At 57.4% G+C, this 26,835-nt stretch carries 27 protein-coding genes; 15 read left to right on the forward strand and 12 right to left on the reverse strand.

The annotated features are described in order from the left end of the window. Window positions 1-1,071 (forward strand): ABC transporter ATP-binding protein, encoded by a 1,071-nt coding sequence (locus tag QPM17_RS05570; protein WP_285389483.1) that lies wholly within the window; start codon window positions 1-3, stop codon window positions 1,069-1,071. Window positions 1,072-1,091: 20 nt separating this feature from the next. Here the strand turns inward: QPM17_RS05570 and glpK are convergent, their stop codons facing one another. The 3 genes from glpK to QPM17_RS05585 form a co-directional block, all read right to left on the reverse strand. Then, the gene (glpK, locus tag QPM17_RS05575) at window positions 1,092-2,573 is read right to left on the reverse strand and encodes a glycerol kinase GlpK (protein WP_285389486.1); all 1,482 of its coding nucleotides are present in this window, start codon (window positions 2,571-2,573) and stop codon (window positions 1,092-1,094) included. Between the two features lie 278 nt (window positions 2,574-2,851). Continuing rightward, on the reverse strand, window positions 2,852-4,426 hold the full coding sequence (locus QPM17_RS05580; protein ID WP_285389489.1) for an ATP-binding protein: 1,575 nt from the start codon (window positions 4,424-4,426) through the stop codon (window positions 2,852-2,854). Window positions 4,427-4,484: 58 nt separating this feature from the next. After that, entirely contained in the window at window positions 4,485-5,222 is a 738-nt protein-coding gene (locus QPM17_RS05585; RefSeq protein WP_285389770.1) for a response regulator, read from the reverse strand. A gap of 288 nt (window positions 5,223-5,510) precedes the next feature. Between QPM17_RS05585 and QPM17_RS05590 the strand changes: the two genes are divergently transcribed. Together QPM17_RS05590 and QPM17_RS05595 are read left to right on the forward strand one after the other, a co-directional pair. Continuing rightward, the gene (locus tag QPM17_RS05590) at window positions 5,511-6,275 is read left to right on the forward strand and encodes a GNAT family N-acetyltransferase (RefSeq protein ID WP_285389491.1); all 765 of its coding nucleotides are present in this window, start codon (window positions 5,511-5,513) and stop codon (window positions 6,273-6,275) included. Between the two features lie 36 nt (window positions 6,276-6,311). Next, window positions 6,312-7,145 (forward strand): lysophospholipid acyltransferase family protein, encoded by an 834-nt coding sequence (locus QPM17_RS05595; RefSeq protein WP_285389493.1) that lies wholly within the window; start codon window positions 6,312-6,314, stop codon window positions 7,143-7,145. Here QPM17_RS05595 and QPM17_RS05600 read toward each other — a convergent pair. The 4 genes from QPM17_RS05600 to QPM17_RS05615 all read right to left on the reverse strand — a co-directional run bounded on the left by QPM17_RS05600 (window position 7,120) and on the right by QPM17_RS05615 (window position 11,563). After that, window positions 7,120-7,578: an FKBP-type peptidyl-prolyl cis-trans isomerase gene (locus QPM17_RS05600; RefSeq protein ID WP_285389496.1), complete on the reverse strand. Its 459-nt coding sequence runs from the start codon at window positions 7,576-7,578 to the stop codon at window positions 7,120-7,122. The two genes, QPM17_RS05595 and QPM17_RS05600, sit on opposite strands and share 26 nt — an antisense overlap. After that, window positions 7,578-9,788: an acetyl-CoA hydrolase/transferase C-terminal domain-containing protein gene (locus QPM17_RS05605; RefSeq protein WP_285389498.1), complete on the reverse strand. Its 2,211-nt coding sequence runs from the start codon at window positions 9,786-9,788 to the stop codon at window positions 7,578-7,580. The genes QPM17_RS05600 and QPM17_RS05605 overlap by 1 nt, the downstream gene beginning before the upstream one ends. A gap of 168 nt (window positions 9,789-9,956) precedes the next feature. After that, complete coding sequence (locus QPM17_RS05610) at window positions 9,957-10,271, reverse strand: hypothetical protein (RefSeq protein WP_285389500.1); 315 nt, start codon at window positions 10,269-10,271, stop codon at window positions 9,957-9,959. Between the two features lie 254 nt (window positions 10,272-10,525). Then, window positions 10,526-11,563, reverse strand: coding sequence for an NADP(H)-dependent aldo-keto reductase (locus QPM17_RS05615; RefSeq protein WP_285389501.1), 1,038 nt, complete (start codon window positions 11,561-11,563; stop codon window positions 10,526-10,528). A 111-nt stretch (window positions 11,564-11,674) separates the two neighbouring features. Between QPM17_RS05615 and QPM17_RS05620 the strand changes: the two genes are divergently transcribed. Together QPM17_RS05620 and QPM17_RS05625 are read left to right on the forward strand one after the other, a co-directional pair. After that, the gene (locus QPM17_RS05620) at window positions 11,675-12,922 is read left to right on the forward strand and encodes a glycosyltransferase family 4 protein (RefSeq protein WP_285389771.1); all 1,248 of its coding nucleotides are present in this window, start codon (window positions 11,675-11,677) and stop codon (window positions 12,920-12,922) included. Beyond that, entirely contained in the window at window positions 12,888-13,463 is a 576-nt protein-coding gene (locus QPM17_RS05625; protein WP_285389503.1) for a phosphatase PAP2 family protein, read from the forward strand. The genes QPM17_RS05620 and QPM17_RS05625 overlap by 35 nt, the downstream gene beginning before the upstream one ends. Here the strand turns inward: QPM17_RS05625 and dinB are convergent. Further along, on the reverse strand, window positions 13,438-14,502 hold the full coding sequence (dinB, locus tag QPM17_RS05630; protein ID WP_285389506.1) for a DNA polymerase IV: 1,065 nt from the start codon (window positions 14,500-14,502) through the stop codon (window positions 13,438-13,440). The genes QPM17_RS05625 and dinB overlap by 26 nt on opposite strands. 113 nt (window positions 14,503-14,615) lie before the next feature. Between dinB and QPM17_RS05635 the strand changes: the two genes are divergently transcribed. From QPM17_RS05635 to QPM17_RS05670, 8 genes are all read left to right on the forward strand, one after another. Continuing rightward, the gene (locus tag QPM17_RS05635) at window positions 14,616-14,897 is read left to right on the forward strand and encodes a DUF1244 domain-containing protein (protein WP_285389510.1); all 282 of its coding nucleotides are present in this window, start codon (window positions 14,616-14,618) and stop codon (window positions 14,895-14,897) included. After that, on the forward strand, window positions 14,894-15,283 hold the full coding sequence (locus tag QPM17_RS05640) for a HopJ type III effector protein (protein WP_285389512.1): 390 nt from the start codon (window positions 14,894-14,896) through the stop codon (window positions 15,281-15,283). Before QPM17_RS05635 ends, QPM17_RS05640 begins: the two co-directional genes overlap by 4 nt. Then, complete coding sequence (minC, locus tag QPM17_RS05645) at window positions 15,280-16,044, forward strand: septum site-determining protein MinC (RefSeq protein ID WP_285389515.1); 765 nt, start codon at window positions 15,280-15,282, stop codon at window positions 16,042-16,044. Before QPM17_RS05640 ends, minC begins: the two co-directional genes overlap by 4 nt. Window positions 16,045-16,108: 64 nt before the next feature. Continuing rightward, complete coding sequence (gene minD, locus QPM17_RS05650) at window positions 16,109-16,921, forward strand: septum site-determining protein MinD (protein ID WP_285389517.1); 813 nt, start codon at window positions 16,109-16,111, stop codon at window positions 16,919-16,921. A 3-nt stretch (window positions 16,922-16,924) separates the two neighbouring features. Continuing rightward, a complete protein-coding gene (minE, locus tag QPM17_RS05655; protein WP_285389519.1) occupies window positions 16,925-17,179 on the forward strand; it encodes a cell division topological specificity factor MinE in 255 nt (84 codons plus the stop codon). A gap of 201 nt (window positions 17,180-17,380) precedes the next feature. Next, complete coding sequence (locus QPM17_RS05660) at window positions 17,381-18,133, forward strand: START domain-containing protein (RefSeq protein ID WP_285389521.1); 753 nt, start codon at window positions 17,381-17,383, stop codon at window positions 18,131-18,133. A gap of 58 nt (window positions 18,134-18,191) precedes the next feature. Further along, on the forward strand, window positions 18,192-18,683 hold the full coding sequence (locus tag QPM17_RS05665; RefSeq protein ID WP_285389523.1) for a CBS domain-containing protein: 492 nt from the start codon (window positions 18,192-18,194) through the stop codon (window positions 18,681-18,683). Window positions 18,684-18,703: 20 nt separating this feature from the next. Next, window positions 18,704-20,089 carry a PhoH family protein gene (locus tag QPM17_RS05670; RefSeq protein ID WP_422732725.1) on the forward strand — a complete coding sequence of 462 codons (1,386 nt, stop codon included), beginning with the start codon at window positions 18,704-18,706 and terminating at the stop codon, window positions 20,087-20,089. A gap of 90 nt (window positions 20,090-20,179) precedes the next feature. On the opposite strand, the gene QPM17_RS05675 is transcribed toward QPM17_RS05670, so the two are convergent. The 4 genes from QPM17_RS05675 to QPM17_RS05690 form a co-directional block, all read right to left on the reverse strand. After that, window positions 20,180-21,289, reverse strand: coding sequence for a porin (locus QPM17_RS05675; protein WP_285389526.1), 1,110 nt, complete (start codon window positions 21,287-21,289; stop codon window positions 20,180-20,182). A 76-nt stretch (window positions 21,290-21,365) separates the two neighbouring features. Beyond that, window positions 21,366-22,892 carry a tripartite tricarboxylate transporter permease gene (locus QPM17_RS05680; RefSeq protein WP_285389529.1) on the reverse strand — a complete coding sequence of 509 codons (1,527 nt, stop codon included), beginning with the start codon at window positions 22,890-22,892 and terminating at the stop codon, window positions 21,366-21,368. Then, window positions 22,892-23,338, reverse strand: coding sequence for a tripartite tricarboxylate transporter TctB family protein (locus tag QPM17_RS05685; protein WP_285389532.1), 447 nt, complete (start codon window positions 23,336-23,338; stop codon window positions 22,892-22,894). Before QPM17_RS05685 ends, QPM17_RS05680 begins: the two co-directional genes overlap by 1 nt. Continuing rightward, entirely contained in the window at window positions 23,335-24,312 is a 978-nt protein-coding gene (locus QPM17_RS05690) for a Bug family tripartite tricarboxylate transporter substrate binding protein (RefSeq protein ID WP_285389535.1), read from the reverse strand. Before QPM17_RS05690 ends, QPM17_RS05685 begins: the two co-directional genes overlap by 4 nt. A 252-nt stretch (window positions 24,313-24,564) precedes the next feature. On the opposite strand from QPM17_RS05690, the gene QPM17_RS05695 reads away from it, so the two are divergent. Together QPM17_RS05695 and QPM17_RS05700 are read left to right on the forward strand one after the other, a co-directional pair. Then, window positions 24,565-26,154: an ATP-binding protein gene (locus QPM17_RS05695; protein ID WP_285389537.1), complete on the forward strand. Its 1,590-nt coding sequence runs from the start codon at window positions 24,565-24,567 to the stop codon at window positions 26,152-26,154. Next, window positions 26,151-26,834: a response regulator gene (locus QPM17_RS05700; protein WP_285389540.1), complete on the forward strand. Its 684-nt coding sequence runs from the start codon at window positions 26,151-26,153 to the stop codon at window positions 26,832-26,834. The genes QPM17_RS05695 and QPM17_RS05700 overlap by 4 nt, the downstream gene beginning before the upstream one ends. The last annotated feature ends 1 nt before the right edge of the window (window position 26,835 follow it).

Consider the following 26,835-nt stretch of genomic DNA (forward strand, 5'->3'; position numbering starts at 1 on the left):
ATGACTGAAAGCCTCGTTCAACCCACCGGCTGGCTGCTGGAAGTAAACAACCTGTCCTGCGGCTATGGCGATGGCTCTGTGGTGAAGGACGTCAGTTTTGCGCTCAGCCATGGCGATATCGGCTGCCTGCTGGGGCCCAGCGGCTGCGGAAAAAGCACCATCCTGCGGGCGCTGGCGGGATTTCTGCCTATCAACACCGGTGAAATCCGCCTGCAGTCCAACTCCATCAGTCTTCCCGCCCGAACACTGGCACCGGAAAAGCGCCGTATTGGAATGGTTTTCCAGGACTACGCACTGTTTCCACACCTGACGATTGCCGAAAATGTAGGGTTTGGTCTGCGCCATGAAGACCGGAGCGAGAAACGCCAGAAGGTCAGGGAACTGCTGCAGCTTGTCCACCTTCAGGACCTTGCCCAAAGTTACCCCCATGAACTTTCCGGTGGCCAGCAGCAACGGGTGGCACTTGCCCGAGCGCTGGCTCCGGAGCCGACACTGATCCTCCTGGACGAGCCTTTCTCGAACCTGGACGCAGACCTTCGTCGCCGGCTCAGCCTGGACGTGAGAGAAATCCTCAAGACCCTCGGCATCAGCGCCATTCTGGTAACCCATGACCAGCAGGAAGCCTTTGCGATGTGTGACCAGGTGGCGGTTCTCAAGGATGGCGGCATCCAGCAGTGGGATGTCCCGTATAACCTCTACCATGAACCTGCCAATCGCTTCGTGGCTAGCTTTGTTGGCCAGGGCGGGTTCATACCGGGAAAAACACTGGGGCCCGACACCATTGATTCAGAGCTGGGGGTTATCCGCGGCAACCGTGCCTATAAGTGGAAAGCCGGCACACTGGTGGATGTGCTGATTCGACCGGATGACATTGTTTACGACGCGGAGTCGGAGCTCAAACCCCGCGTTGTGGAAAAAACCTTCGCCGGAACTTCAACCCTGTACCGTTTCCGCTGCTCGGAAGACACCGAGTTTGAGGCACTGTTTCGCAGTCACCTGGACTTCTACCTTGGTGAACATGTTCCGGTTCGGGTGGAAGCGGACCACCTCATCGCGTTCGAAAGAGTCTGAACCGGCCACCCTGCACCAGTTCAGTTATTGCAGACCCGTTCAACAGAATCCAGCCACCCGGCATAGAGTTTTTCTCTCAGGGCCGGCTCCATTGCGGGCTCAAACCGGTGCTCGCGCTCCCACAGCTGTGATATCTCCTCCAGACTCTGGTAGACCCCTACCTGCAGGCCGGCGAGGTACGCGGCCCCCAGTGCCGTGGTCTCGGTGACTCGGGGACGGTCCACCGGCACATTGAGGATGTCCGCCAGAAACTGCATCACCCAGTCGTTTACCACCATGCCGCCATCCACACGTAACGCCTGAAGGGAAGCGCCATCGTTCTGGATTGCCCGGATCAGATCCTTGGTCTGATAGCACACCGACTGCAAGCCGGCAGTGACAATTTCCGCGATTCCGGTATCCCGGGTCAATCCCATAATCGCACCCCGGGCGTGGGGGTCCCAGTGAGGAGCGCCCAGGCCGGTAAACGCCGGCACAAGGTACACCGGATTGTCCACGCCAACCTCTGCAGCATAGCCAGACGACTCACTGGCGTGACTGATCAGACGCAGGCCGTCCCGCAACCATTGCATCGCGGCCCCGGCCACAAAGATACTCCCCTCCATCGCATAGCAGGGCTTGCCATTCAGGCGATAGGCCATGGTCGTTAGCAGTCGGTTCTCCGAACGCAGCGCTTTCTCGCCCGTGTTCAGCACCAGAAAGCAGCCGGTTCCATAGGTACTCTTCGCCATGCCAGGCTCAAAGCAGGCCTGGCCAACCAGGGCCGCATGCTGATCCCCGGCGATACCGGCCACCTGCACCGGAGCACCCAGCCAGTGCTCGTCCGTGATGCCAAAGTCTGCCGCCGAGTCCAGCACCTCGGGCAGCAACGCCATGGGAACCCGAAACAGCTTCAGCAATTCATCGTCCCACTGCTGCTCATGGATGTTGAACAGGGCCGTGCGGGAGGCATTGGTCGCATCGGTGCGGTGTGACCGCCCGCCGGTAAGGTTCCACAGCAGCCAGCTGTCAACGGTACCGAAAGCAAGCTCCCCGGCTTCGGCTCTCGCCCTGGCACCTTCAACATGATCCAGAATCCACGCAATTTTGGTGGCGGAAAAATAGGGGTCGATAAGCAGACCGGTGCGCTCGACAACCATGCTTTCGTGACCATCGGATTTGAGTTTTGCGCAAATGGCTACGGTCCGTCGATCCTGCCAGACAATGGCATGATGAATGGGCTCGCCGGTTTTTCGATCCCAGATGACCGTGGTTTCGCGCTGATTGGTGATCCCGATACCCGCCAGCCCGGAGGCATCGACGCCCGACTGCTTCAGCGCGTCCCTGCATACTGTCAGGGTGCTGTCCCAGATTTCACGTGCGTCGTGTTCAACGTGACCGTCGCTGGGAAAATACTGGTGAAATTCCTGTTGCGCGCTAGCGACAGAGGTTCCGGAAGCATTGAATACAATTGCGCGGGAGCTGGTGGTTCCCTGGTCGATGGCAAGCAGGTACTGGGTCATTACAGGCGTCCTTTCAGATTTTTCAGCATCTTTCTTGTTGATGCGGCAATCTTCTCAAAGGAGCAGGGAGAACGCCATGGCAGAATTGGCGATAAAAAAAGGGCCGGAAAACCGGCCCTCAAATGACGAATGAAACAAGGAAAGTTCGTAAGAACTACAACCTCAAAAGTCATCCCTTACACATCCAGTATCCCGGTGTCGGTTAAGGGTGTCAGTTGCGGTTGTGTAGCTGGATTGTTACATCCGGTGAGAGAGCGAGAAACCCGTCACAAAACTGCTCACAGGCTGTGTTCCGTTGGCTTTTTCCGGGGCCATACCAGACTGAACCGGGCGCCACCGAGCTCATCGCTGCGGCTGACAAAAGCCTGACCACCGTGCCAATAAAGTATTCTCCGGACAATAGACAGGCCAAGACCGTAGCCACCGGAGGTCCGGGTGCGGCTGTCATCAAGCCGGGCAAAGGCGGTAAATACCTTTTCCCAATCCTCCTCCGGAATGCCAGGACCATCATCCTCAACATCAATACGGCAGTTGTCTTCATCGAACTGGCAGTGAACCCTGACCTTCTTCTCGGCGTAACGAGCGGCGTTTCCTACGAGATTCTGGACTGCCCGATGCAGGTAGCGGGGCTCTACATCCGACAACGACCAACGCTCCGACTCTTCGTCGATATCCGCCTCAATGCTGTGGTCGGGGTGGGTCATCTGCTGTTCGTCGACGACCTGTCGGACTATATCCGACACCGATATCTCCTGCAGTGCGAAGACCGGACCGCCCTGTTCAAGGCGGGCATAAGTCAGTATTTCATCAATCAGCTCGTCAAGCTCCTGGATATCGCCATCAATGCCATCCAGCTGTTTCTGAAGCGCTTCCGGGCTACTGGCGCTTTCAATCATCTGGACGCCAAAGCGAATGCGGGCAACCGGTGTCCTCAGTTCGTGGGAGACCGCGTGGATCATTTCCCGTTGCACGCCCACAAGCCGCTGGATATGCTCCGCCATGCTGTTAAAGGCTGCCGCCAGCCGTGATACCAGCCGGCTGTCACCAGCGTCGACCCTTGCCCCCATTTCCCCGCGGGCAATGCGGATGGCAACCGACTCCACGGCACGCAGGTTGCTGTCTACATCCCGCAAGGCCAGGTAGAGCGCCAGTGCCAGTACACTGCCGGCCACAGCCATCAGCAAAAGGATCACTGGCCAGGCCCAGGGGTTGAAGGGCGGCGACAACGTCAAATCCACCAGTGACCCGTCACCCAGACGAATCAGCACATGAGCCCGATCCTGTGCCGGGGGATGGTAGAACGAAATACCCCGCTCGGAAACACGCTCCAGAACCTCCGAATCGGGAAGTTCTGATTGATCCCGGATGGGCGCCAATTCCACTGCAAGAGCATCCGACAACTGCATCATCACCTCTTCACGGCCTTCCGCCGGCATGTCGTCAAGGTGAAGGCGGGCAATCAGAGCGGTTGTCTCGGCCACGTCGCTATAGATATCCCGGAATCTCAGGGCGAGGATACGACCCTGGTCGTCCTGGACCATCAGCTGCTGGCCAATGCTGCTGTCGAGCGCCACCACCTGGCCATAGGACAGACGCTCGATGATGACGTCGGAGTATGGCAAATCACCGGGACGGGTTATCCGGAAATCATAGAATGGCGCAAGCCAGTGATATTGCTGTCCCGGATGGGGGCTTGCCGCAATCCAGCGCAGAAGTGGCTCGGAAAAACGTTCCTGCCAGAACTGCTCCCGTACAGAATTGACACCCAAAAAAAGTGCGGCACAAAGCAGTAGAATCAGAAAGGTCAGACCAATCAGCCGGGCGTAAAGCTTTAGAAAAAACTTGAGGGGCATTGGGATAACCCTGGCAATGAACGCCAGCCCTGGCAGGCCAGCGCCAGAGACTGAACAGTCACGCTTCCTTTACGAAAAGGTAGCCTTTGCTGCGTACGGTTTTTATGCGCCTCGGATGAATGGGATCATCACCGATTTTGGGTCGTATCCGCGAGACCCGGACATCAATAGAGCGGTCCTGGCCATCGTATTCGATTCCCCTCAGCGCGGTGAAAATCTCTTCACGGCTGAGAACGCGGCCCGCGTTGCTGGCCAGCAACCACAGCAAGTCGAATTCTGCACTGGTCAGATCAATGCTGTCATCGTTCAGCCATGCCTCTCGCATGGAACGGTCCACCACCAGATCATTGAACTGCAGCCTGACCGGCTCCTCGCCGCTGCTCTCTTCCGCAGCCGCCGAACTGTTCTCGCTGACCCGCCGCAGCAGCGCCCGAATTCTCGCCAGCAAGACCCTTGGCTGGACCGGCTTGCCAATGTAGTCGTCCGCACCCATCTCCAGGCCGAGCACCTGGTCCAGGTCATCAGTACGGGCGGTCAACATGATGATGGGGCCGGGATAGAAAGGCCGTGCACGCCTGCAGATGGACAGCCCGTCTTCTCCAGGCAACATCAGGTCAAGCACGACCAGATCGGGCTGCTCCTTGCGGATACGCTCTACCGCATTGCCACCGTGGGTTTCAAGAGCGACCGTCAGCCCATTGCTTTCCAGATATTCCCTGGTCAGCTCCGCCAGCCTCTCGTCATCTTCGACTATAAGAATCCGCCAACTTTCGTTCGTCTGTTCCACGCCGTCCATCTCTGATTTTGTTTTTCCGGTTTCTGAAGCTTCCGGCCACATTTGCCCCACCTGGCCGGAGAAGAATTGTCAGTAGGAAGCTCTGCTTTGTAACTGACAATACAGACTACCTCCTGTAACAGCAATTATACATGCTATTCAGAAATATACATGGAACTGCCGGTCCGTTACAGCCCGTGACAAACCACACAGCATCAGGATCTGTCACAAAGTCGTCACCCCCCGTTCATTCCGATGTCATACCGGGTTCATAACCTTGTCGAAAAGTGGAAACAAAGAGGCATTGCCATGAACGCCCAGACCGCCCGCCTGTCACGCCCGACCCGCCGGCTTAAAACCGTCATTACACAGCGACCCGACCTGGTCGAATCCGCGCAGAAACTGCGCTACCAGGTATTCTCTGAAGAGTATGGTTCAGATCTGGGCGCCTCCATCCCCGGAATTGATGCGGACGATTTTGACCCTTTCTGCGACCACCTGATAGTCACCGACGAGAACACTGGCGACCTGGTAGCAACCACCCGGGTCCTGCATCACAGCGAAGCACAGAAAGCCGGAGGGTTCTACTCCGAGGGCGAGTTCGAGCTGTCTTCTCTGTACAGGCTTCCCGGCACGGTTGCCGAGCTCGGGCGGACCTGCGTGCACCCGGACTACCGTAATGGTGGCACCATCAGCCTGTTATGGGCGTCTGTGGCAGAATATCTGGTGTCCCGTAACGTGGATTACCTGATTGGCTGCGCCAGTATCGGTATGTCGGACGGCGGCCACAAAGCCTGGCGCATAGCCCGCTACCTGCAACGGGAATTTCTCGCCGGCGAGGAATACCGGGTAACCCCATTGCGGGCATTGCCCCACCTGACCCACACACTCAGCGAAGAACGGCCGGTAGATGTTCCGGCACTGATCAAGGCCTACATGCGCCTTGGCGCCCGTGTTTGCGGCGAGCCGTGTTGGGACCCGGATTTCCGTTGCGCCGATCTGCTGGTGTTACTGGACGTCAACAACCTGTCCAGCCGCTATAGCCGACATTTCATGCGCAAGCAGTCCCAGTGAGCCACCAATAGCAATGCTACAACCCGAGGGCCAGCCATGGAACTGATACGACTGACTACCAGATTCACACTGTTTACCGGACTACTGGCCCTGGCCGCCTCACTCGCGGGCACCCTGCTGCTGGTTGATGCCCTGTTTCGAAGCAGAATCGACCGTGCCCCCTTTGCCCGCTTCTGCTTCAGCGGCGCCTGTCGCTGCCTGGGATTCCGGGTATCCACAAGGGGGCATTTCAGCGAGAGACCGGTGCTCTATGTCAGCAATCATATTTCCTGGTCGGATATCCCCGTGCTGGGCGGCATGGTGCCTCTACGCTTCCTCTCCAAGGCAGAAGTGGGGCGCTGGCCGGTGATTGGCTGGCTGGCCCTGCAGGCAGGTACGCTGTTTATTCAGCGCGGCAGTGGCAAGGCAGGGCAGGCCCGCGATGAAATTGCCAACACGTTACTTCGCGGCCAGTCGGTGCTGGTGTTTCCTGAAGGCACCACTACTGCAGGCGTTACAGTACTGCCGTTCCACAGTCGTCTACTTCATGCGGCGCTGGATGCCGGCGTGGATATCCAGCCGATCAGCATCGGATATCTCCGAAACGGCCGCCCGGACCACCTGGCCCCCTTCATCGGTGATGATGAATTCCACCACCACCTCATTCGCATGCTCCGCCAGCCGGCAGCAGAGGTAGGCGTTATCGCGCATCCCACGGTAAGTCTAAGGGAGGGCTGCAATATGTCTGAGATCTGCGGGGAGTTACAGCAGAGGGTTCAGGAAGGGCTGGGGCAAATCCAGACAGGACGACTGTCAGACCAGGAAACCACCGGGCCAGCATCCATTGCCTGCCCGGAGATCCAGGTCAGCTCAGTGGATGCCCGGCGTTGATCTCCTCTTCCGTGGCCTCACGTTTGCCCACAATCTCCAGATCGAAGTAAAGGGTAAAACCTGCCAGAGGGTGATTGGCGTCCACACGCACCAGGTTGCCATCAATACCCACAACCTGCACCACCTGGGCTGTGTCGCCGGTATTGGTCTGGAACTTCATCCCTACCTGCAGGTTCTCCACGCCCTCAAACATGGAGCGGGGCACCGTGCGTATAAGCTCCGGGTTATGTTCTCCATAGGCCAGGGTGGGCGGCACGGTCACTTCGAGGCAATCCCCCACATTGCGGTCTTTCACCGCTTTCTGGATGCCCTCAATGATCTCGGGACTGCCCTCAAGGAAATGCAGCGGCTCGCTGCCCTCAGACGTGTCGACCAGCTCACCGAGCTTGTTCTTGAGGACATAATGGACGGTAAATACAGCGGGTTTTTGCATCAGGCGTTCGTGTTTCCTGTATCCGTGGGTGTATCAGTCAGGTTCAGTCCGTGGATCACCAGGCGCTGGTCCAGCTTGGCCTTCAGCCCCTTTGGTTGATCCAGGCTCATACGCTCCAGCAATGACTGGTAGCGGCCTTCGTTGTCTTTTGCCTTCACGGCATGCCAGAGCGTCGACAGTTTACCACGACGGGTCGCCGTTGCGGCCTTCAGGGTTTTCAGTGCCTTGCCCAGCCTCAACTCTTCGTCAGTGAAGTCCCTCCCGAACGGGAACGGAGGAAACACCTCCTTGTCACCGGCGGCCCTGATGGCAGCCTGGATTGCTTCCGGCGTATTGTTGCACCATTCCGGCGGCAGACGGAACGCGGCGTCCACCTTCCCTGCCTTCTGGGCCTGCTTCAGCAGGTCTTGCTGGAACCGCGAGTCGGCAATGCGGATCAGGCGTAGATAAACCTGTTCGTCCGACTGGCCTCGGAGATCGGCGATGCCATACTCCGTCACCACGATATCCCGCAGGTGGCGTGGAATGGTGCAGTGACCGTAACTGAACACAATGTTGGACAGGATTTTGCCGCCAGAGCTCCGGGTACTGCGCAGGGTAAGAATAGATCGCGCGCCCGGCAGTTCATGAGCCATCGCCACGAAATTGTACTGTCCACCTACGCCGCTGACCACGCGGCCATCATCCAGCCCGTCGGACACCCCCGCCCCGTTAAGGGTATACATCATCGCCGAGTTAACGAACCGGCTATGCACCCTTTGTGCGACTTTCAGACGCTGGTTGCCGAAGGGGTGATCGTAAAGGTGATTGATATAATTCACGCTGGTCAGGCAGATGCGCTGTCGGTCTTTCGGCGACAGGTCCCGCAATCGCTGGTAGAACTGCTCCGGACCGACATAGAAGCCACCATGGAGGACGATACCCCCGGTCAGTCGCGCGCCCAGGGCCAGGGAGGCAATGGCCTGCCTCGCCTCTTCACTGTCCAGGTCGGGCTCAAGTGACTGCTCACCAATTCTCAGGCGCCCTCCCTTGAACTCCACACCCGAATGAAAAATGCCGTAGCGACAGAGCCACTCCACGTCCCGGGCCCGCAGCGGTGAATCAATCAGCTGTTCCCGGCGCAGAACATCCAGGGTGTCCAGCGATACGCCCTGTGGCAAATCACCCCGGTTGATCAGTGTCTGCAGGTCAGCATGGTCAAACACTTCCCTGCTCAACACGCCGGCTTCCATCAGGTAAATAAATCCGTCCACCATCATTTCACTGCAGCCATAAAGGCCCTCGGTGAAGGTATCGGTGCCGCCGTATTCGTTAACCACCGGGAACTTCCTGGCTATTCCGAGATGATCAAAGACCTTATTCCAGTGATCATTATCAACGTGCCGCAGGATCGCACTATGCACCAGCGCCGCGCCCAGGGATCCGATGCCAACCTGTAGCGTGCCTCCGTCCTTCAGCAAGGCGCTGGCATAGAAGCCGATCAGGTGGTCTTCCGGGCTGACCGACATCTGCGGTGCCGAGAACAGTGGGTAATCGGACGCCTGGTGTTCCAGAACAATATCGAAACTGCTCCGCTCGACCGCGGCATCGTTACCCATATAGGGCAAGTGACTGTTGGCTTCCGCTACAATGGCGACCGGTGTTCCGGCCTTTTCCTTATCCCGCAGCAGCGGAATGAGATCCAGAGTCAGGTCGGGATTGCAACTCAGGCTGACGTAACCCTGCTGCTCAGGCCCGGGTGCGGGCGCCACCATCTGCCCAACCACATTGACGCCCAGCGCCATCAAGTCGCGTACGGCATGGGTATAATTGGTACAGACATAGTTTCGCTGCTGGGTCTCATTGTGGAGAAAGGACCCTGCCTTGAAGAAGAATTCCGACACTTTCACATTGTCCGGCAGCGTTTGCCGGACAACATCCCGGGCATACTCAAGCTCCGGAATACGACCATAGAGCCGCTCGACAAACGGGCCCATGAAGCGCTTCTCCAGCGAAGAACTTCCGCCCGGGGCCGTGAGGGATAGCGCCGTTACGATGTGCAACTGAATGGATGAGTCATTTTTGGCGCGCTGATAAAGGGCATTCACGAAGCGAACAGGCTTGCCAAGGCCAAGTGGTAAACCAAGCGTGATGTTCTTCCCCACCCGCCGGATCAACTCATCCACACACTCAGAGCTATCCCCCAGCGTTACCGGTTGCTCCTTTGCCATAGCCAATCTCCCTCATTGATGCATCAAAATGCGTTCGACATGGATAATCACATGTGAAAACACATCAGGCAATGCGCCGGATCATATTATCGACGGTTCAGGGATGTTAAGACGAAAAGGGATAATCAGGGGCGATTCCGGGTGCGGGAAACACAGATCAGGGCGCTATCAGAAATTCCATTTCAGATTGAGGCAGGCACCTTCCTCAAGCAACGCAATACCATGATCCGCACGGGCGCGATCCGAGGCATAGGATTTCTTCCGGGAATCCGAGCGGCTGAAACCAAGGCTCAAAAGGCGTGAGCCAAGATTGGCGTACAGGTCTGCGTCTTCATGCTCAAAATCACCCGACATTTCATCCTGGAGCTGATAGATATCCTCAGCAGGCATCTGGTCTGCGAACACACGCTCATTGGCTTCGGCACGAACGACAAAGGCGATCATGTTGAGGGCGAGCAGTGCAATGAAGATACGGATAATCATGGTTTTCTGGCGACCTGTTAGCGAAACGGGATTCTACTGTCACGTACTGCTTAAGTCTAATGATTCAGGGCGGGAAAGATGTGATTTTGTACACATTTGCGCCACCTTTTTGTCGTCAAGTCGCCATGTTTTTGTCAAAAAACCATCGACTTTTGTTGCAGCCTGTAAACAGAGAGCGCTATTCCGCACCTTCAGGGGCGGCAGAATAGCGTTTACCGTGACCAGTCCATTAAAAAATCGTAACCGAGGCGTACTTACGGGCAGGGATAGGTGTACTCCCTGTTTAGGTCTTCAATCGCCTCCAGTACATCGTCACCCAGGACGACAGATGCGGACCCCAGGTTTTCTCGCAACTGCTCCAACGTCGTGGCACCAATAATATTGCTGGTAACAAAATCACGGCTGGTGACATACGCCAGCGCCATCTGCACGGGGGAAAGACCGTGGCTGGCGGCGAGATCGACATAGGCTCGTGTCGCTTCGGCACCACGACCGCCGGTATAACGTGTGAACCGCTCAAACAGGGTCAGCCTTGCACCCTCGGGGCGATTACCATCCAGGTACTTGCCGGAAAGCATGCCAAACGCCAGCGGGGAGTAAGCCAGCAGGCCGACCTGCTCGCGACAGGCGATCTCAGCCATTCCCACTTCGAAGGTGCGGTTAAGCAGATTGTATGGATTCTGCACACTGGCAATGCGGGGCCAATCGTGCTCCCTGGAAAGACGCAGATATTCATTGGTTCCCCAGGGTGTCTCATTGGAAAGGCCGATATGACGAATCTTGCCCTCTTTCACCAGTTCGGCCAGAGCCCCCAGAGTTTCTTCAATAGGCGTGGCCTGCTCATCTTCCTTGTGCCTGTAACCGAGTTTGCCAAAAAAATTGGCATTCCGGTCCGGCCAGTGAACCTGGTACAGGTCGATATAATCTGTCTGAAGCCGGCGCAGGCTGTCTTCACAGGCCTGTCGAATATGATCCCGGGTCAGGCGTGGCCCGTTACGAAGATAGCTCAGGCCATTACCCGGTCCGGCCACTTTGGAAGCAATGACCAGATCATCCCTTCCACCACGCCTCGCCAGCCAGTTGCCGAGATAGGTTTCAGTAAGACCCTGCGTCTCAGGGCGCGGGGGGACGGGGTACATTTCTGCCGCATCAATGAAATTAACACCCTCGGCGATCGCAAGGTCCAGTTGCTCAAAGGCCTGCTGCTCGGTGTTCTGCTCGCCCCAGGTCATGGTGCCGAGGCATATCTCGCTGACATCAATATCCGTCCTGCCCAGCTTGCGGGTTTTCATACGTCCTCCCGATTGTGTGGTTAAAAAGGCAATGAGCCAGTTGGTGAAAGGGTAAAGGGAATGTCACAGAACTGTCCCGCGACTGTCATGCCGGATTTCCATAGTAGGGGTATGAAAGAAAACAGCACAGGAAACACCGTGACCGGAATCACCCAGGCTTCAGGGCGCAGACATCACATTACCATTGTTTCTGAGACCTTTCCTCCGGAAATCAATGGCGTGGCCAACACCCTCAGGTATCTGTGCCTGGGGTTAATGCGGCGTGGGCACACTGTAACGGTGATACGGCCTCGTCAGAGCCATGAGTCAAGGGGCGAGTATTTCGAGGCGGGCGAGTGCCTGTTTTCACGGGAGCATGTTATTGCCGGACTGCCGCTTCCCGGTTATGGCGAATTGCGATTCGGAGTTCCCCGCCCCGGTTATCTGGCCTCACTCTGGAGGCAAAGGCGCCCGGATGCGATCTATGTGGCCACCCAGGGTCCTCTTGGCATTGCGGCCGTTTCGGCGGCCCGAGGCGCCGGAATACCAGTCAGCTCGGGCTTTCACACCAACTTCCATGCCTATAGCCAATACTACGGGGTCGGTTTCCTGGAAAAATTGCTATGCCGCTACGGCCGCTGGTTCCACAATCGCACTGCCACCACCCTGGTGCCCACTCGCAAGATAGCCCAAACCGCTGCCGACATGGGCATTCACCCCACGTCTGTATGGAGCCGTGGGGTTGACTGCAGCCGATTCTCAGCCCAGAAGAGGGACATGGCGCTACGGCAACAGTGGGGCCTGCAACGCAATGACCGGGCTGTTCTCTACGTCGGCAGACTGGCCCCGGAAAAAAATCTTCAGATGGCAGTGTCCTGCTTTGAGCGTATTCGTGCACTGCATCCCTGCGCAAAATTCATCCTGGTTGGCGATGGCCCGATGCGCAAGCGGCTTGCCGCGCGCCATCCGGACTATATTTTTGCTGGAACCCGCCGCGGTGAGGATCTGGCGAGGCACTACGCTTCCGGCGACATCTTCCTGTTTCCCAGCAAGACCGACACGTTTGGCAATGTGGTCACCGAAGCCATGGCCAGTGGCCTGGCTGTGGTCGCCTTTGATGATGCGGCCGCCAGCGAACATATTCGCCATGAAGACAACGGTATGAAAGCGCACCTGTCTGATGATGAAGGCTTCGTGGACCATGCCCTGCGCCTCGTCGACCAGCCAACTCTGATGAGCAGGATCAGGGCCCAGGCACGCCTGGACGCACTGGAGCTGGACTGGGCGGCTCAGATTGAGCAATTCGAGCACCTGATACTGAACCACCCACAGAGGAACAGCTACAATGCCCTCACCAAGCAAGGCATCTCGATTCTTTAACGTGGTGGATCAGAGGGAGTTCGCCCTCTGCCAGTCCATCAACCGGACCCTCAGGTTCCGACCAGTGGAGGGCTATTTCCGGGTGGTCAGCCGGCTTGGAGATGGCTGGCTATGGTACCTGGTGATTCTGGCGATGCCGCTGCTGAGACCGCAGAACGGGCTGTCCATCGCGCTTCTGATGGTGGCCACTGGCTTGACCTGCACCATTACCTACAAGCTGTTAAAGCGCTGGCTGATTCGCGAGCGCCCGTTCATTTCGTTTCCATCCATCAGCTGCGGAACCCCACCCCTTGACCGGTACAGCTTCCCTTCAGGCCACACATTGCACGCGGTCTGCTTCAATACTGTTCTCGCTATGACCGCGACGGAGCTGGCCTGGTTGCTACTCCCATTTACGCTGAGCGTTGCGGCCTCAAGAGTGGTGCTGGGATTGCACTACCCCAGTGACGTCGCCGCCGGGTCGCTGATTGGTGGTTGCCTGGGGCTTCTGTCGGTAAGCTGTTTTTACGATGTGTTCAGTCAAATAGCCGCAACTGCATAACGGGCGACTCATCACTGCGGAACCTTACTCCCAGCCCCAACAGGCGCACAGGTCGCTGCGCATCAGTGACCAGTTCATCCAGTAGCGGCTGATAGTCCTCCATTGCAGGCTCCCGGATCTGGTCGCGAACCCGCTCCAGGGTATGGGTAGAGAAGTCGCTGTAGCGGATCTTGATAAACAGCTTGTGAATGGGTTTACGGGCGGCCTTGCGGCTCAACCTCAGGTTGAGGTCAGCCACCAGCGATGCCATCACCGACTCGCAGGCACGCTTGTCCGGCAGATCCTGGGAAAAGGTACGCTCCACGCTGACGGATTTGGCAATTCGGGACACCACCACATCACGGTCATCCCGGCCATAGGCCATTTCCCGCAACCGATAGCCCTGTTTGCCAAACTTTTCCAGGAGCACATCCGCAGGAATGTTCTGGAGATCGCCACAGGTCGCAACGCCCAACCCATGCAGTTTACCGGCTGTTACCTGCCCCACCCCGAACAGCTTTTCAACCTTGAGATCCTGCACAAAGCCATCCACATCCTCCGGGCGAATCACAAACAGGCCATCGGGCTTTTTCCAGTCACTGGCAATTTTTGCCAGGAATTTGTTGGGAGCCACACCCGCAGAAATGGTAATCCCCACTTCCTCTTTTACACGCTGCCTCAGATACCGGGCCATGAGTGTGGCGCTGCCTTTGTGGTCGGTTACATCGCTGACATCCAGGAAGGCCTCGTCCAGGGACAGCGGCTCCACCAGGTCGGTCAACTCCCGCAATATCGCCATCACCTGTTTCGAAACCGCCCGGTAGCGGGCCATATCGGGCGGCACCGTGACCAGCCCCGGGCAAAGGCGCCGGGCTTCACCGCCAGGCATGGCAGAGCGCACCCCGAAGGCCCTCGCTTTATAGTTGCAGGTGGTCACCACGCCCCGACCACCCTCACCGCCCACTGCCAGCGGAACCTCTCGCAATGAGGGATCGTCCCGCATTTCCACGGCGGCGTAGAAGCAGTCGCAATCTACATGGATAATCTTGCGCTGGGCCATGACTCTTCAATCAGGTAAATTATCTGTACATATGTACAGCCTTGTATCTTACGGTAACATGCCGAGAATGTCAGGAACCCTCAACCCCAACTCTACAACCGGTGCAAGTAACCATGACAAATCCTATCCCAGAGCAATCACAGACAGAAATTGAAGCCGCCGCGTTTCGGAAGCTGGTCAACCATCTGCGTGAACACACCGAAGTGCAGAATATTGATCTGATGAATCTGGCCGGATTCTGTCGCAACTGTCTTTCCAAGTGGTATCGCGCCGAAGCAGCTGACAGAGGCTTCGAGCTTTCAGACCCGGACGCCCGCGAGATCATCTACGGAATGCCTTACGAGCAGTGGAAAGCCCAGCATCAGCAAGGGCCCAAGCAGGATCACAAGGTATGAACCTCAGTGACGCGGTGCGCATACATCTGGCGTCTGTAGACGCCGGCCACGGCGACTTTGACGACACTCTGGCCCTGATTGACCGGTTTTTCGAGTATCAGCCTACCGGGTTCCACAACGGTCCGCTGTACAATGGCGCTGGCGAGAATGCCGGCTCCTGCCGGGTTTTTTCTCTGGCCCAGTACTGCAACCTGAACGAGGCCGACACATTACGCCTGTTTGCAGAACATTACCGGCAGGTGCTGGATGAGCCAGCGGGCGAAAGCCACGGCAACATCCGCCAGTTTATGGGCACCGGCTGGTCCGGTATCCACTTTGACGGCCCGGCGCTTCGCAAACGCCCGGCTGCCACCCAGGACGACACCACGGAAGAGACCCACCCATGAGCGAGACTGCCGTATCGGGGGTAAAACAGTGTTTCCAGCTCAAGAGTGCCAGCGTGTCCATGACGGCACTGGAGCTGTATTTTTTTGACGATGAAGAATTCGAAAGCACCCTGCGGGACAAGATCAGTCAGGCGCCCGGCTTCTTCAAGGATATTCCACTGATCATCAGCCTCGAGAAATACGAAGGCCTGAGCAGCGAACTGGACTTCTTCAAGATCATCGGTACCTGCCGCCGCCACAATATCCACGTGATTGGTGTACGCGGTGGCAACGACGACCAGCGCCGGCTTGCCCGGGGCGCTTCCCTGGCGCTGCTTCCCGGCGGCAACCAGCGGGACCGCGAGATAGACACCGGACCGGACACCGAAGCAACCGAAGCCACGGAAAACCCGACACCGGCAAAGGTGGAAAACCACAGCGACCCGGTTCCCGCGAAAATCATCAACCAGCCTGTGCGCTCCGGCCAGCAGGTGTACGCCCCCGACGGTGACCTGATCATCCTCGCGCCAGTGCAGGCAGGCGCCGAGGTATTGGCCGCTGGTAATGTCCACGTTTACGGACCACTGCGCGGGAGGGCCCTCGCAGGCATTCACGGAGCGGAGCACGCGCGGGTATTCTGCCAATCGCTTGAAGCAGAGCTTGTGTCCATCGCCGGACACTATAAAATCTCCGAAGATCTTCAGGACAACGGCTGGAAAACCGCCGTACAGATCCAGCTCAGGGATGACCTGCTGGTGGTGACGCCACTGGAGAAGGCCTGATCACAACGCAACTGCCCGCACAGGCGGGAAAGCGACAAATCCACCGCAAAACAGGAATGCAACCTTGGCTAGAATCATTGTCGTTACCTCAGGAAAGGGTGGCGTAGGTAAAACCACAACCAGCGCCTCTATCAGCACCGGCCTGGCGAAACGTGGCCACAAGACTGTGGTTATCGATTTCGACGTGGGTCTGCGCAACCTGGATCTCATCATGAACTGTGAACGCAGGGTGGTGTACGACTTCGTGAACGTGATTCAGGGCGAAGCCTCGCTGAACCAGGCCCTGATCCGGGACAAGCGGGTCGACACTCTCTATATCCTGCCCGCCTCCCAGACCCGGGAGAAGGAAGCACTGACCAAAGAGGGTGTTGAGAAGGTCATCAACGAGCTGTCCGAACGGTTTGATTACATTGTCTGCGATTCGCCCGCCGGCATCGAGCATGGCGCCCTGATGGCGCTCTACTACGCCGACGAGGCCGTCGTGGTCACCAACCCGGAGGTCTCCTCAGTGCGGGATTCAGACCGCATCCTGGGCATTCTGCAAAGCAAGTCCCGCCGCGCGGAAATGGGCCAGGACCCGGTCAAGGAACACCTGTTACTGACCCGCTACAACCCGGACCGGGTGCAGAAAGGTGAAATGCTGTCGGTAGCAGATGTGGAGGAAATCCTCGCCATTCCCCTGCTGGGCGTGATTCCTGAGTCACAGATCGTACTGAACGCTTCCAACCAGGGGCTTCCCGTGATTCTTGAGGAAGAGAGTGACGCCGGGCAGGCCTATGAAGATGCCGTTGCCCGCCTGCTGGGCGAGGAGCGCGAGCATCGCTTCATGTCATCCCAGAAAAAGGGTTTCTTCTCACGGATGTTCAAGGGAGGCTGACGGATGAGTTTCTTCGACTATTTCAAGAGCAAGAAGAACAACCGGACCGCCAGCGTTGCCAAGGAACGACTCCAGATCATCGTTGCCCACGAACGGGGCCAGCGTGAACAGCCGGATTACCTGCCACAACTTCAGCAGGAGCTGCTGGAGGTTATCCGCAAGTATGTCCAGATCAGTGACGACATGGTGCAGGTGGAAGTCGACCGTAACGATACCTGTTCGGTGCTGGAGCTAAACGTCACGCTGCCCGAGAAGTGACTGGCCCTGGCATCCCGTGGTGAATCCCGGCAGCCTGCCTGCCGGGACTTCGCGGCCGATGCCTTTGCCCCGTCATATCGGGCCAAAAGTTACCTGACGGAATTCAGTCAGTTACCCAGTTCACAATCCCCTGATTGCAACAGGCCGACTAAACATCAGCCATGATAGACTCGCCCGGACATTTCCAAGGATGTGTGATCTATGCAAAACCTGAGGGCCCCGGGCATTAGCCATCGGGCTTGCACACTGCTGGCCGTACGGTGGATGGTGATGGTTGCGTCTGTCATGTTATCGGCAATGGCACTGGCCGAACTGCCGGATGAAGATGCTGAAGGCTGGAGCCTTCGCAAGGAAACCGACAACATTCAGGTGTTCACGATCGACCAGCCAGACTCCAGCTTTCAGGCCTTCAAGGCCGAGGCTGTTCTTGATGTTCCTATCGAAAACGTCATGGCGGTTATGGTTAATCCGCAGTCGTGCGTGGAATGGGTGCATAACTGCTCTGAATCCTACGCGTTCGGCGATGGCGATTTCCATGACCGCTATGCCTACTCTGTCAATAACATGCCGTGGCCGGTGACAGACCGGGACTATGTCATCCGCATTCGCACTCGAGGCAACCCGCACGACGGCGAGGTTGTTATGGAGCTCAACGCCATTCCCGACGAGCGCAATAAAGAAAGTGACTATATCCGTGTCGACAAATCCGACACCCTCTACCGGTTTATCCCGGAGGGCGACCAGACCCGCATGATCTGGGTCCAGCACACGGATCCCAACGGCTCGATTCCTGGCTGGCTCGTTAACACCCTGTTGGTGGATATACCCGTTCGTTCCATGAAACAGCTGGAGCGTGTGGCGGGCTGGGAGCGCTACCAGAACCACGAACTGGTCTACGATCAGGAGGGCAGACTGAAGGATGTGGTCCCCAAAACCCAAACAGGGGATGACTAGCCTGGAAGTTACAGCTAAGCTCTTTTGCAAAGGACCTGTTAACGGAGCCGAACCGTAAATGACCGTTCTCGCTTACGAGATCATGACCCCGAGTATCAAGGCCGTCCCCCAATCATGGACGATGGATCGTCTTGCAAGATTTCTCACCGATAACGAGATCACTGGCAGCCCGGTTACCGATGAAACCGGTGAGATAGTCGGCATCGCCACCCTCAAAGACATTACCGAATTTCGCTGGAACGCCAGCCGGTCTGAAATTGATACCCGCATGACGCCAGAGGAGGAACAGGAAGCCCGGCGCCTGCGCATGGCCATCTTTGAGGAAATGGGCAAAGTGCCGGTAGAAGTTCGCGACATCATGACCCCAATCGTTTTATCGGTTGACGAGCAAACGCCGGTGCGCGACATTGCCAATATCATGATGCGTGAACATCTTCACCGGATTTTCATTACCAAAGATGAAAAGATCACCGGAATTGTGACCACGTATGACATGCTCAAACTGATCTCCGACCAGGAGCTCACCAACCGCTGTGCCGGGAACGGCTGAACAGAGAGGTATCACACCCTATGCCAAGAGCACCGCAGGCTCGCAGAAAGATGTATGTCCTCGACACCAACGTCCTCATCCATGACCCGAATGCCCTCCTGAATTTTGAAGAACATGACGTCATCATCCCGATGACAGTTCTTGAAGAACTCGACAATCTCAAATCCGGCAAGCAGGCGGTCGCCGCTGACTGTCGCCAGGCCATCCGCAATATCGACAAGTTACTGGGCGATGCCAGCCCCCGAGACATCGAGAAAGGCGTTCCTATCGTGCGCGGCAAGAAGGCCCAGCCCCTGGGTGCGTTGTCGATATTGATGAGCACGGACTACCAGGGCAACCATGGCCTGCCAGAACATCTCAACGACAACAAGATTATCAATACCCTGGCGGCCCTGCAGAACCGACACAAGTCCCGCGATATTATCCTTGTCAGCAAGGACATCAATATGCGGCTGAAAGCCCGGGGCTTCGGTGTGGAAGCCCAGGACTATCACAACGACATGCTGCTGGATGACATCGACCTGCTGCCAAAAGGCTACAAGGAATTCCCCAATTCGTTCTGGGACACCATCGAAAAAGTCGAAACCATCCAGCGGGAAGGGATCACCGAACACATCCTGCGCCGGGAGGGCGACCTGGCAAAGCTGACCATCAACGAATTTGTCATTGATGAACAGGGTTTCGTGGGTAAGGTATCTGACCTGAGCGACAACCAGATTGTCATCCGCGACCTGCACCAGCACGACCTGATGAACGAGGAAGTCTGGGGCCTGGTACCACGGGACATCTATCAGGCCATCGCCCTCAACCTGTTGCTGGACCCGGACATTCACCTGGTGAACCTCACCGGCTCCGCCGGCTCCGGCAAAACCATCCTGGCCCTGGCTGCGTGCATCGAGATGACCGTTGCCAGCAAGATCTACAAACGCATTATCGCTACTCGCAGTACCCAGGGGCTGGACGAGGATATCGGCTTCCTGCCCGGCACCGAGGCCGAGAAAATGGAGCCCTGGCTGGGCGCCATTGTGGACAACCTGGAAGCGCTCCACGAAGACGACGAGAACATGACCGCCAGCGTGGATTACATTCTCAGCAAGGTACCCCTGCACTTCAAATCCATGAACTACATTCGTGGCCGCAGCTTCCAGCACAGCCTGATCATCATTGATGAATCCCAGAACCTGACGCCTCACCAGATCAAGACCATCATCACCCGCGCCGGCAACGGCTCCAAGGTGATCTGCCTTGGCAACCTGGCGCAGATCGACACTCCCTATCTGAGCGCCCTGAGCTCGGGACTGACCTACATGACCGAACGCTTCAAAACCTTCCGCCACGGCGGCCATATCCATCTGCAGGGCGTCCCGAGGTCGGTACTGGCGGAATACGCGGAAGCAAATCTCTAATCAGCCAGGTAAAAGTAAAAAGCCGCACCGGGAAACCGGTGCGGCAAGGTGGGTGGTATTCACCCGGGCACAACAACCTGTTCAGACCACTCAGAACTTGAGCCGCCCTCCGACCAGGACCGTGTCGACATCGTCAAAATCTGCGCCGGGGCGATCCAGCGAGTGGTTGTTGTAACCGGCGTAGGCTTCAAACCACTTGATCGGGGTAAAGACATAGCCAACACCCACGGTCTCAGCGGAGTCACCCTCTTCCGCCCGGTCTTCCGTTTCCATGTAGTGAATATCAAAGGCGTGCCTGCCGATTTTGTAGCCCAGTTTGGCGAGATAGAAATCGGCATCCGGATTGGCCGGGTTATCGTCGCTGGTGGTTGAGTAGGCCCCTGTCAGGTTGATACCGGTGTCATGCAGCCATGACAGCGAGCCACCAAGAGTTTCAGAATCGCCTGTTACACCGCCTACATCCCTGACGGAATACCCCAAAGCACCGTCAATCCTGCCGCCAAATTCACCAGAGAACCTGGCACCGACTTCCGTCACATCATCACCACCTTTAATACCCTGGCTTATCACGGGCTTGAACGCCCCCATGGCGGGGAGGTCGTATCTCACACGGCTATAACGGCTCTCGAAGTCCTGGTCACTTGTTGTTGCCCCGAGCGCGACCCGGGTACTGGTGGCATCATCCAGAAAGTCGAGGCTGCCACCGACCAGGCTGGGGTTGGTGTAGGAAATAACCTTGGTACCCGACAGGTCCCGTTCGATATTTCCGTTTGCCGCCCCGTCACCCTGACCGAGTGATAACTTGCCGAATCCACCTGAAACAAACAGGTTGAGCTGACGCTCGTTGAACTCGCCACTGATTGAGCGCTCTTCAAGGGTCACCTTGTTGGAAGCATTCTGCTGGTACTCCAGCTCCACATGGGCGCCGATTGTCAGGTCCGTACCATCGAGGTCGCCTTTGAGCCTGGCCCCGATCCGGCTACCGCTGTTGTCGTTATCGACGATGAAGTGCTCACTGCCGTCACCGGTATCACCCACCAGAACGCCGTAGTTCAGCTGGCCATAGACATCAACGGCGACATCCGATACCGGCATGTCACTGGAGATCTTCGGCGCCCTGGACTGGGCCACCACGCCGGATGCAGTGAAGCCACCAACAACCGCGGCAATGCAGGACACCAATACTTTTTGTTTTCTCATTGGACAATTCCTCTCTTGATTGTATTTGTTACTTTTCTGGAACAACAAAGGTCCGTTGAATCTGGCCGGACCGGGCTCAGTCACTGGTCGGGCTTTCCTTCATGGCGGCGTTCATGCGACGACGCAGCAAGGGGCCAACCACGTATGGCAATACCAGGCTCAGGCCCGCAACAAGCCAGAAGCTCTTGGCCAGGGTGCTGGCCCAAAGGACGCTCCAGTCACCATCAGACAGCACCAGGGCGTGCCCGAGGTTCTTCTCCATCTCCGGCCCCAGTAACAGGCCGAGAATGATAGGCACCACCGGTATTTCCAGCTTGCGCAGGAAGTAACCCGCCGCACCAAAAGCCACCATGAAGTACAGATCGAAGGTGCTGTTGCTTATGGAGTAGATGCCAACGAAGGCGACCATGGTCACGATGGGCAACAGGTACATGGGAGGAACCGAAAGCAGCCGCACGAAAAATCCGATCAGAGGGATGTTCAGCACCAGCAGAAGAACGTTACCAATAAGGAGGGCTGCAATGACGCCCCAGACAATATCGGCATTCTGGGTAAACATCAGGGGGCCGGGCGTGATGTTCAGTGAAATCAGCATCGCCAGCAGCACCGCCGTAGTGCCACTTCCAGGGACACCCAGGGTCAGCATGGGAACCAGTGCCCCTGAGGAGGCCCCGTTATTCCCTGCTTCAGGGGCTACTACGCCGCGTATGTCGCCTTCACCGAAGTTTCCTTTTTTGCCTAATACCTGCTTCTCAAGGGTGTAGCTGATGAAGCTGCCGAGGGAGGCACCGGCACCCGGCAGAACCCCCGAGATAAACCCCAGTATGCCACCACGCAACTGCGTGGGAATGGTGGAAACCAGCTCTTTGAAAGTAAGCGTCAGCTTGCCCACATTCATCTTTTTGCGTCCGCCACCAATTCGTGACTCGACGAAAAACAGCAGCTCAGATATGGCGAACAGGCCAACGATGGCAAGGATGAAGTCGATCCCTTCGTACAGTTCCAGCACCCCGAAGGTGTAGCGCTGGGTGCCGGTGGAGATATCAATGCCTACCGTGGAGATCATGATTCCCAGGGTGGCGGCAATAACCGTTTTCATCGGGTTCTTGCCAGTAATACCGCCAAGGGTTGCGAAAGCCAGCAGAAACAGCGCGAAATACTCCGCAGGGCCGAAACTCAGCGCGAACTTCGCCAGGACGGGTGCCAGCATGATCAGGCCGATCGTCCCTATCAGGCCGCCCGAGAAGGACGCAATTGCTGAAATCGCCAGCGCATCTGCCGCCCGCCCCTTCTGCGCCATGGGATAGCCATCCAGGCAGGTCATCATTGCCGGCTCGTCACCGGGAATGTTGAGCAGGATGGAGGAGATACGGCCGCCATACATGGCTCCCGCGTAAACCGAAGTCAGCAGGATCATGGCCGTTTCCGGTGGCAGGCCGAGGGCAAACGCCAGGGGAATAAGAATAGCCACGCCATTGGCGGGGCCCAGCCCCGGCAGACAGCCAATCAGGGTGCCGGCAAAGGCGCCGAACAGGGCAAACATCAGGTTGTACGGTGTTAACGCAACCGCAAAACCCTCCATCAGAAAACCGAGCGTTTCCATCAGTTCACCTCCAGTAGGCCAGCGGGCAGATTCAGAGAAAGCCCGTAGTTGAACAGAGCAAACACCACCACCGCGCTTACCAGCCCGGTCACAAAGGCGCGCCTGAAGGGAGCACCCATGCGCCAGCTAAGGGTGCCCACAGCCAACGTTGTCGAAATGACAAACCCCAGGGGTTCAAGCAACAGGGCATACACCACCAGAACCACCAGGGACACCACGAGCTCCAGTGCTGTCTTGCCCAGCGGCCACTGAGCGTCAGGATCCGGCTTGATCATCAGGTAGATGCTGCCAGCAGCCAGAACAACCGCGAGGATGGTCGGGAAGGTTTCCGGGCCCACAGTCTCGGCACCACCAAACGGCTCGGGCCACTGCTGTGCGACCCAGCCATAGGCAACCGCCAGAACCAGAAGGCCAATACCTAGAGACCGATCACCAAGGCCTGTCATTTCAACAGCCCTATTTCCCGGGACAGGTCCTCGATGTCCTGCACCTGTTGTTTGACAAAAGCGTTGAACTCTCCCGCTGGCGGATGGAAGGGGATGAGACCATTGGCCTTCATCACTTTTTTCCACTGGTCGCTGGCATAGAGGGTGTTGATCGCGTCGCGCCAATACTCCTTTGACTCACTGGAGGCGCCTTTGGGCATATAGAAGCCGCGCCAGTTGGGACCAACAGCATCAATCCCCTGCTCTTTTGCTGTGGGGATATCCGCAAAGTCTCCTGGCAGGCGCTCATCCGCCAGCACAGCCAGAACACGAAGGTCACCCGACGACAAGAAACCGGTCACTTCGGAGATGTCGCCAGTAAAGGCGTCCACCTGGCCACCGACCACCTGTGTCATGGCCTCGCCGCCGTTGTTGTAGGAAAGGTAAGGAATGGCAGGCAGCTGATCGGCCCCTGCAGCCTTTGCTGCGATTAGGACTTTCAGATGGTCCCAGCCACCTCTGGCACTGCCACCGGCGAACTTGACCGACTTTGGATTCTTTTTGACGGCATCCAGAAGCTGGTTCAGATTTTCATACCGGGAGTCCTTGCCCACGGCAATAACGCCATAATCTGCACCGAGCGCGCCGATCCAGGTCACCATGTCCGCGTCCAGACCGGGGAACTGCTTCTGGGCCAGACGAGTGGTGGTTGCTGTTGATGCCGCTACGATCAGCTTGTCATCTTCAGCGCGTTTGCTGACGGTGTGAGCGTACGCAACGCCACCCCCGGCCCCTGCCATGTTCACCGTCTGCACGCTGCCATCGACCAGTCCCAGGTCCCTGAGCACATTGCCGGCACTGCGGCAGGTGAAATCCCAGCCACCGCCCGGATCTGACGGGGCAATACATTCAACTTTTCCGGAAGGTTGCCACGCGGTGGCATGAAGGCTGAAAGCCGCTGCCGCGACGAACGACAGGCATCGTTTGATCATCATGATTGTCACCTCTGTCTTGTTGTTATGAGCGCTTCCGGGGCAGAGCCAACGGAGAGCGGTACAAGGCAGAGGTTAGAGGCTGACCAATGCGGCCAGAAGCTTGTGCGCGTAATGCCTTTAAAGAAATTAAAGGGCGTTTAGTTCATAAAATTTACGGGTAATACAGCAACCGGTGATTTAACCTGACCCTATAACGACAACGAACCAATCATTGCTGACAACGTGTTCCGAAAAACCAGACTGAAAACCCGGATGATCCTCACGCTCGGATGCGTCAGCGCTGTGCAGACGATCCTGATCGGCGTGTTCGCCGGCTATTACCTCAGTGACTCCCTGTTTGATGAGATCGGACAACGGGCGCTTATGGTCTCGAAAACCGTCGCGGCAGCCCCCTCAGTCATTGAAGGCGTGCAGCAGCGGGACATCGACGAACTGAACCGGCTGGCAACCCGTATGACACTGACCAACGAAGCCCTTTTCATTGTTATTGGCGACCACTACGGCATCAGGCTTGCACATCCCACCGCGGACCGCATCGGCCGTTCCATGGCGGACGACGACGGCGACTGGGGCCTGCGCGCCCTGAAGGAGGGCGAGGCCTATGTGGCAAGAGCCAAGGGCAGCCTCGGCGAGTCCATGCGTGGCAAGGCACCGGTGATTGATCCGGATTCCGGAGATATCATCGGCATTGTGTCAGTGGGCTATGGGGTCGATCAGGTGGATGCCATTATCAAGCGCTACAGTTTTGTGCTGTACAGCGTTGTTGGCCTCACCCTGCTGGTCAGCATATTCATTGCCATGGTGATTGCCGGCCGTTTCAAGCGCGCCATATTCGGACTGGAGCCGGAGGAAATCGCACGCCTGTTTCAGGAGCGTGACGCCACACTTCAGTCGGTCAGGGAAGGCATCATCGCCATCAACCGGGACGGCGTGATTACCACCTTTAACCGGACAGCCCTGGAAACCCTCGGTATTGATCCAGAAACCCCGCTTTCGGGCAAACCAATTCTCGACGTGCTGCCGGAAAGTGACCTGCTTTCGGTACTTGAATCCGGCGTTCCCGATTTTGACCGGGAGGTCTGGCTGCGAAACCGGCAGATGATCGTTAACCGGTTACCTGTCCGCCAGGGCACGGATATCATCGGTGTGGTGGCGAGTTTCAGGCTTCGCGACGAAGTGGACCAGGTAAGCCGGCAGCTCACCCGCATACAACAATACGCTGACACCCTGAGAAGCCAGACCCACGAGTACTCCAACAAGCTCCACACCATCGCCGGCCTGATCCAGATCGAAGCCTACGACGATGCGCTGAACCTGATCGGTAGCGAAGTCAGCGACCACCAGGCGCTGATTCACCTGCTGCTGGATGCTGTCCCCGACCCGGTCATTGCTGGCTGCCTGCTGGGCAAATACAACCGGGCCCGGGAAATGGGCCTGCGGCTTCACATTGATTCCGAAAGCCGCATGACGGATATCCCCCCCGACCTGCCCCGGGACCAGTTGGTCAGCGTTCTGGGCAACCTGATCGACAATGCCCTGGAAGCCACACGCCAGCACACTGGCGCAGGTGGCATTGTTCAGCTGTCCATGACTGACCTTGGGCATGAACTGATCTTCGAGGTGCAGGACCAGGGGCCCGGCATTCCCGAAGACGCCCGGCAAAGAATTTTCGAAAAAGGCGTGAGCACAAAGCCGGGTGCGGAGCATGGCTATGGGCTGCACCTGGTACGCCAGTTCCTGAATCACTGGGGAGGGTCCATCACGGTGGATGATCTCCCCGGGGAAGGCTCCCGCTTCACACTCTACCTTCCCAAGAAGGCCAAAGGGAGGAATCACCAGTGACCACCATCCGGATCCTGATCGCTGAAGATGATCGGCAAATTGCAGAAATACAGCGACGGTTTGTCGAGAAGCTTGAGGATGTGGAGCTGTGCGGGATCGCCCACAGCCTGGAAGATGCCCGTGATCTCATTGAAGTAATGGCACCTGACCTGATCCTTCTGGATATTTACTTCCCCGATGGCAGCGGTCTGGAACTGCTCCGGGAGCTCAGGGCCAGGGATAGCAGTAGTGATGTCATTCTCATCACCGCTGCCAAGGAGGTTGAATCTCTCAGGAGTGCATTGCGAGGCGGCGTCTTCGACTACATCCTCAAACCACTGGTATTCGAGCGGCTCGAGGAAGCAGTCAGCCGGTATCGCGACCACCTGCGACACCTGTCGGGCCTGGTCCGGATTGCCCAAAAGGAAGTTGATGTCCTGTTGCCCAGAAGTTCTGGCGAGCCATCCCACACAAAGCAGCCGGAAAGGCTGCCCAAGGGCATCGACAGCATTACGCTGGATAAAATCCGCGAAGTGGTTTCCTCCGGACAGCAATGGAGTGCAGAGGAAGTCGGCAACGCCATGGGAGCATCACGGACCACTGCCCGTCGCTATCTCGAGTTCCTGGTCGGCATGGGTGAACTGACTGCCGAAGTGACTTACGGCAGTGTCGGGCGCCCGGAGAGGCGGTACCATATCTAGT

The organism is Marinobacter azerbaijanicus (assembly GCF_030250645.1).
GTDB classification, from domain to species: domain Bacteria; phylum Pseudomonadota; class Gammaproteobacteria; order Pseudomonadales; family Oleiphilaceae; genus Marinobacter; species Marinobacter azerbaijanicus.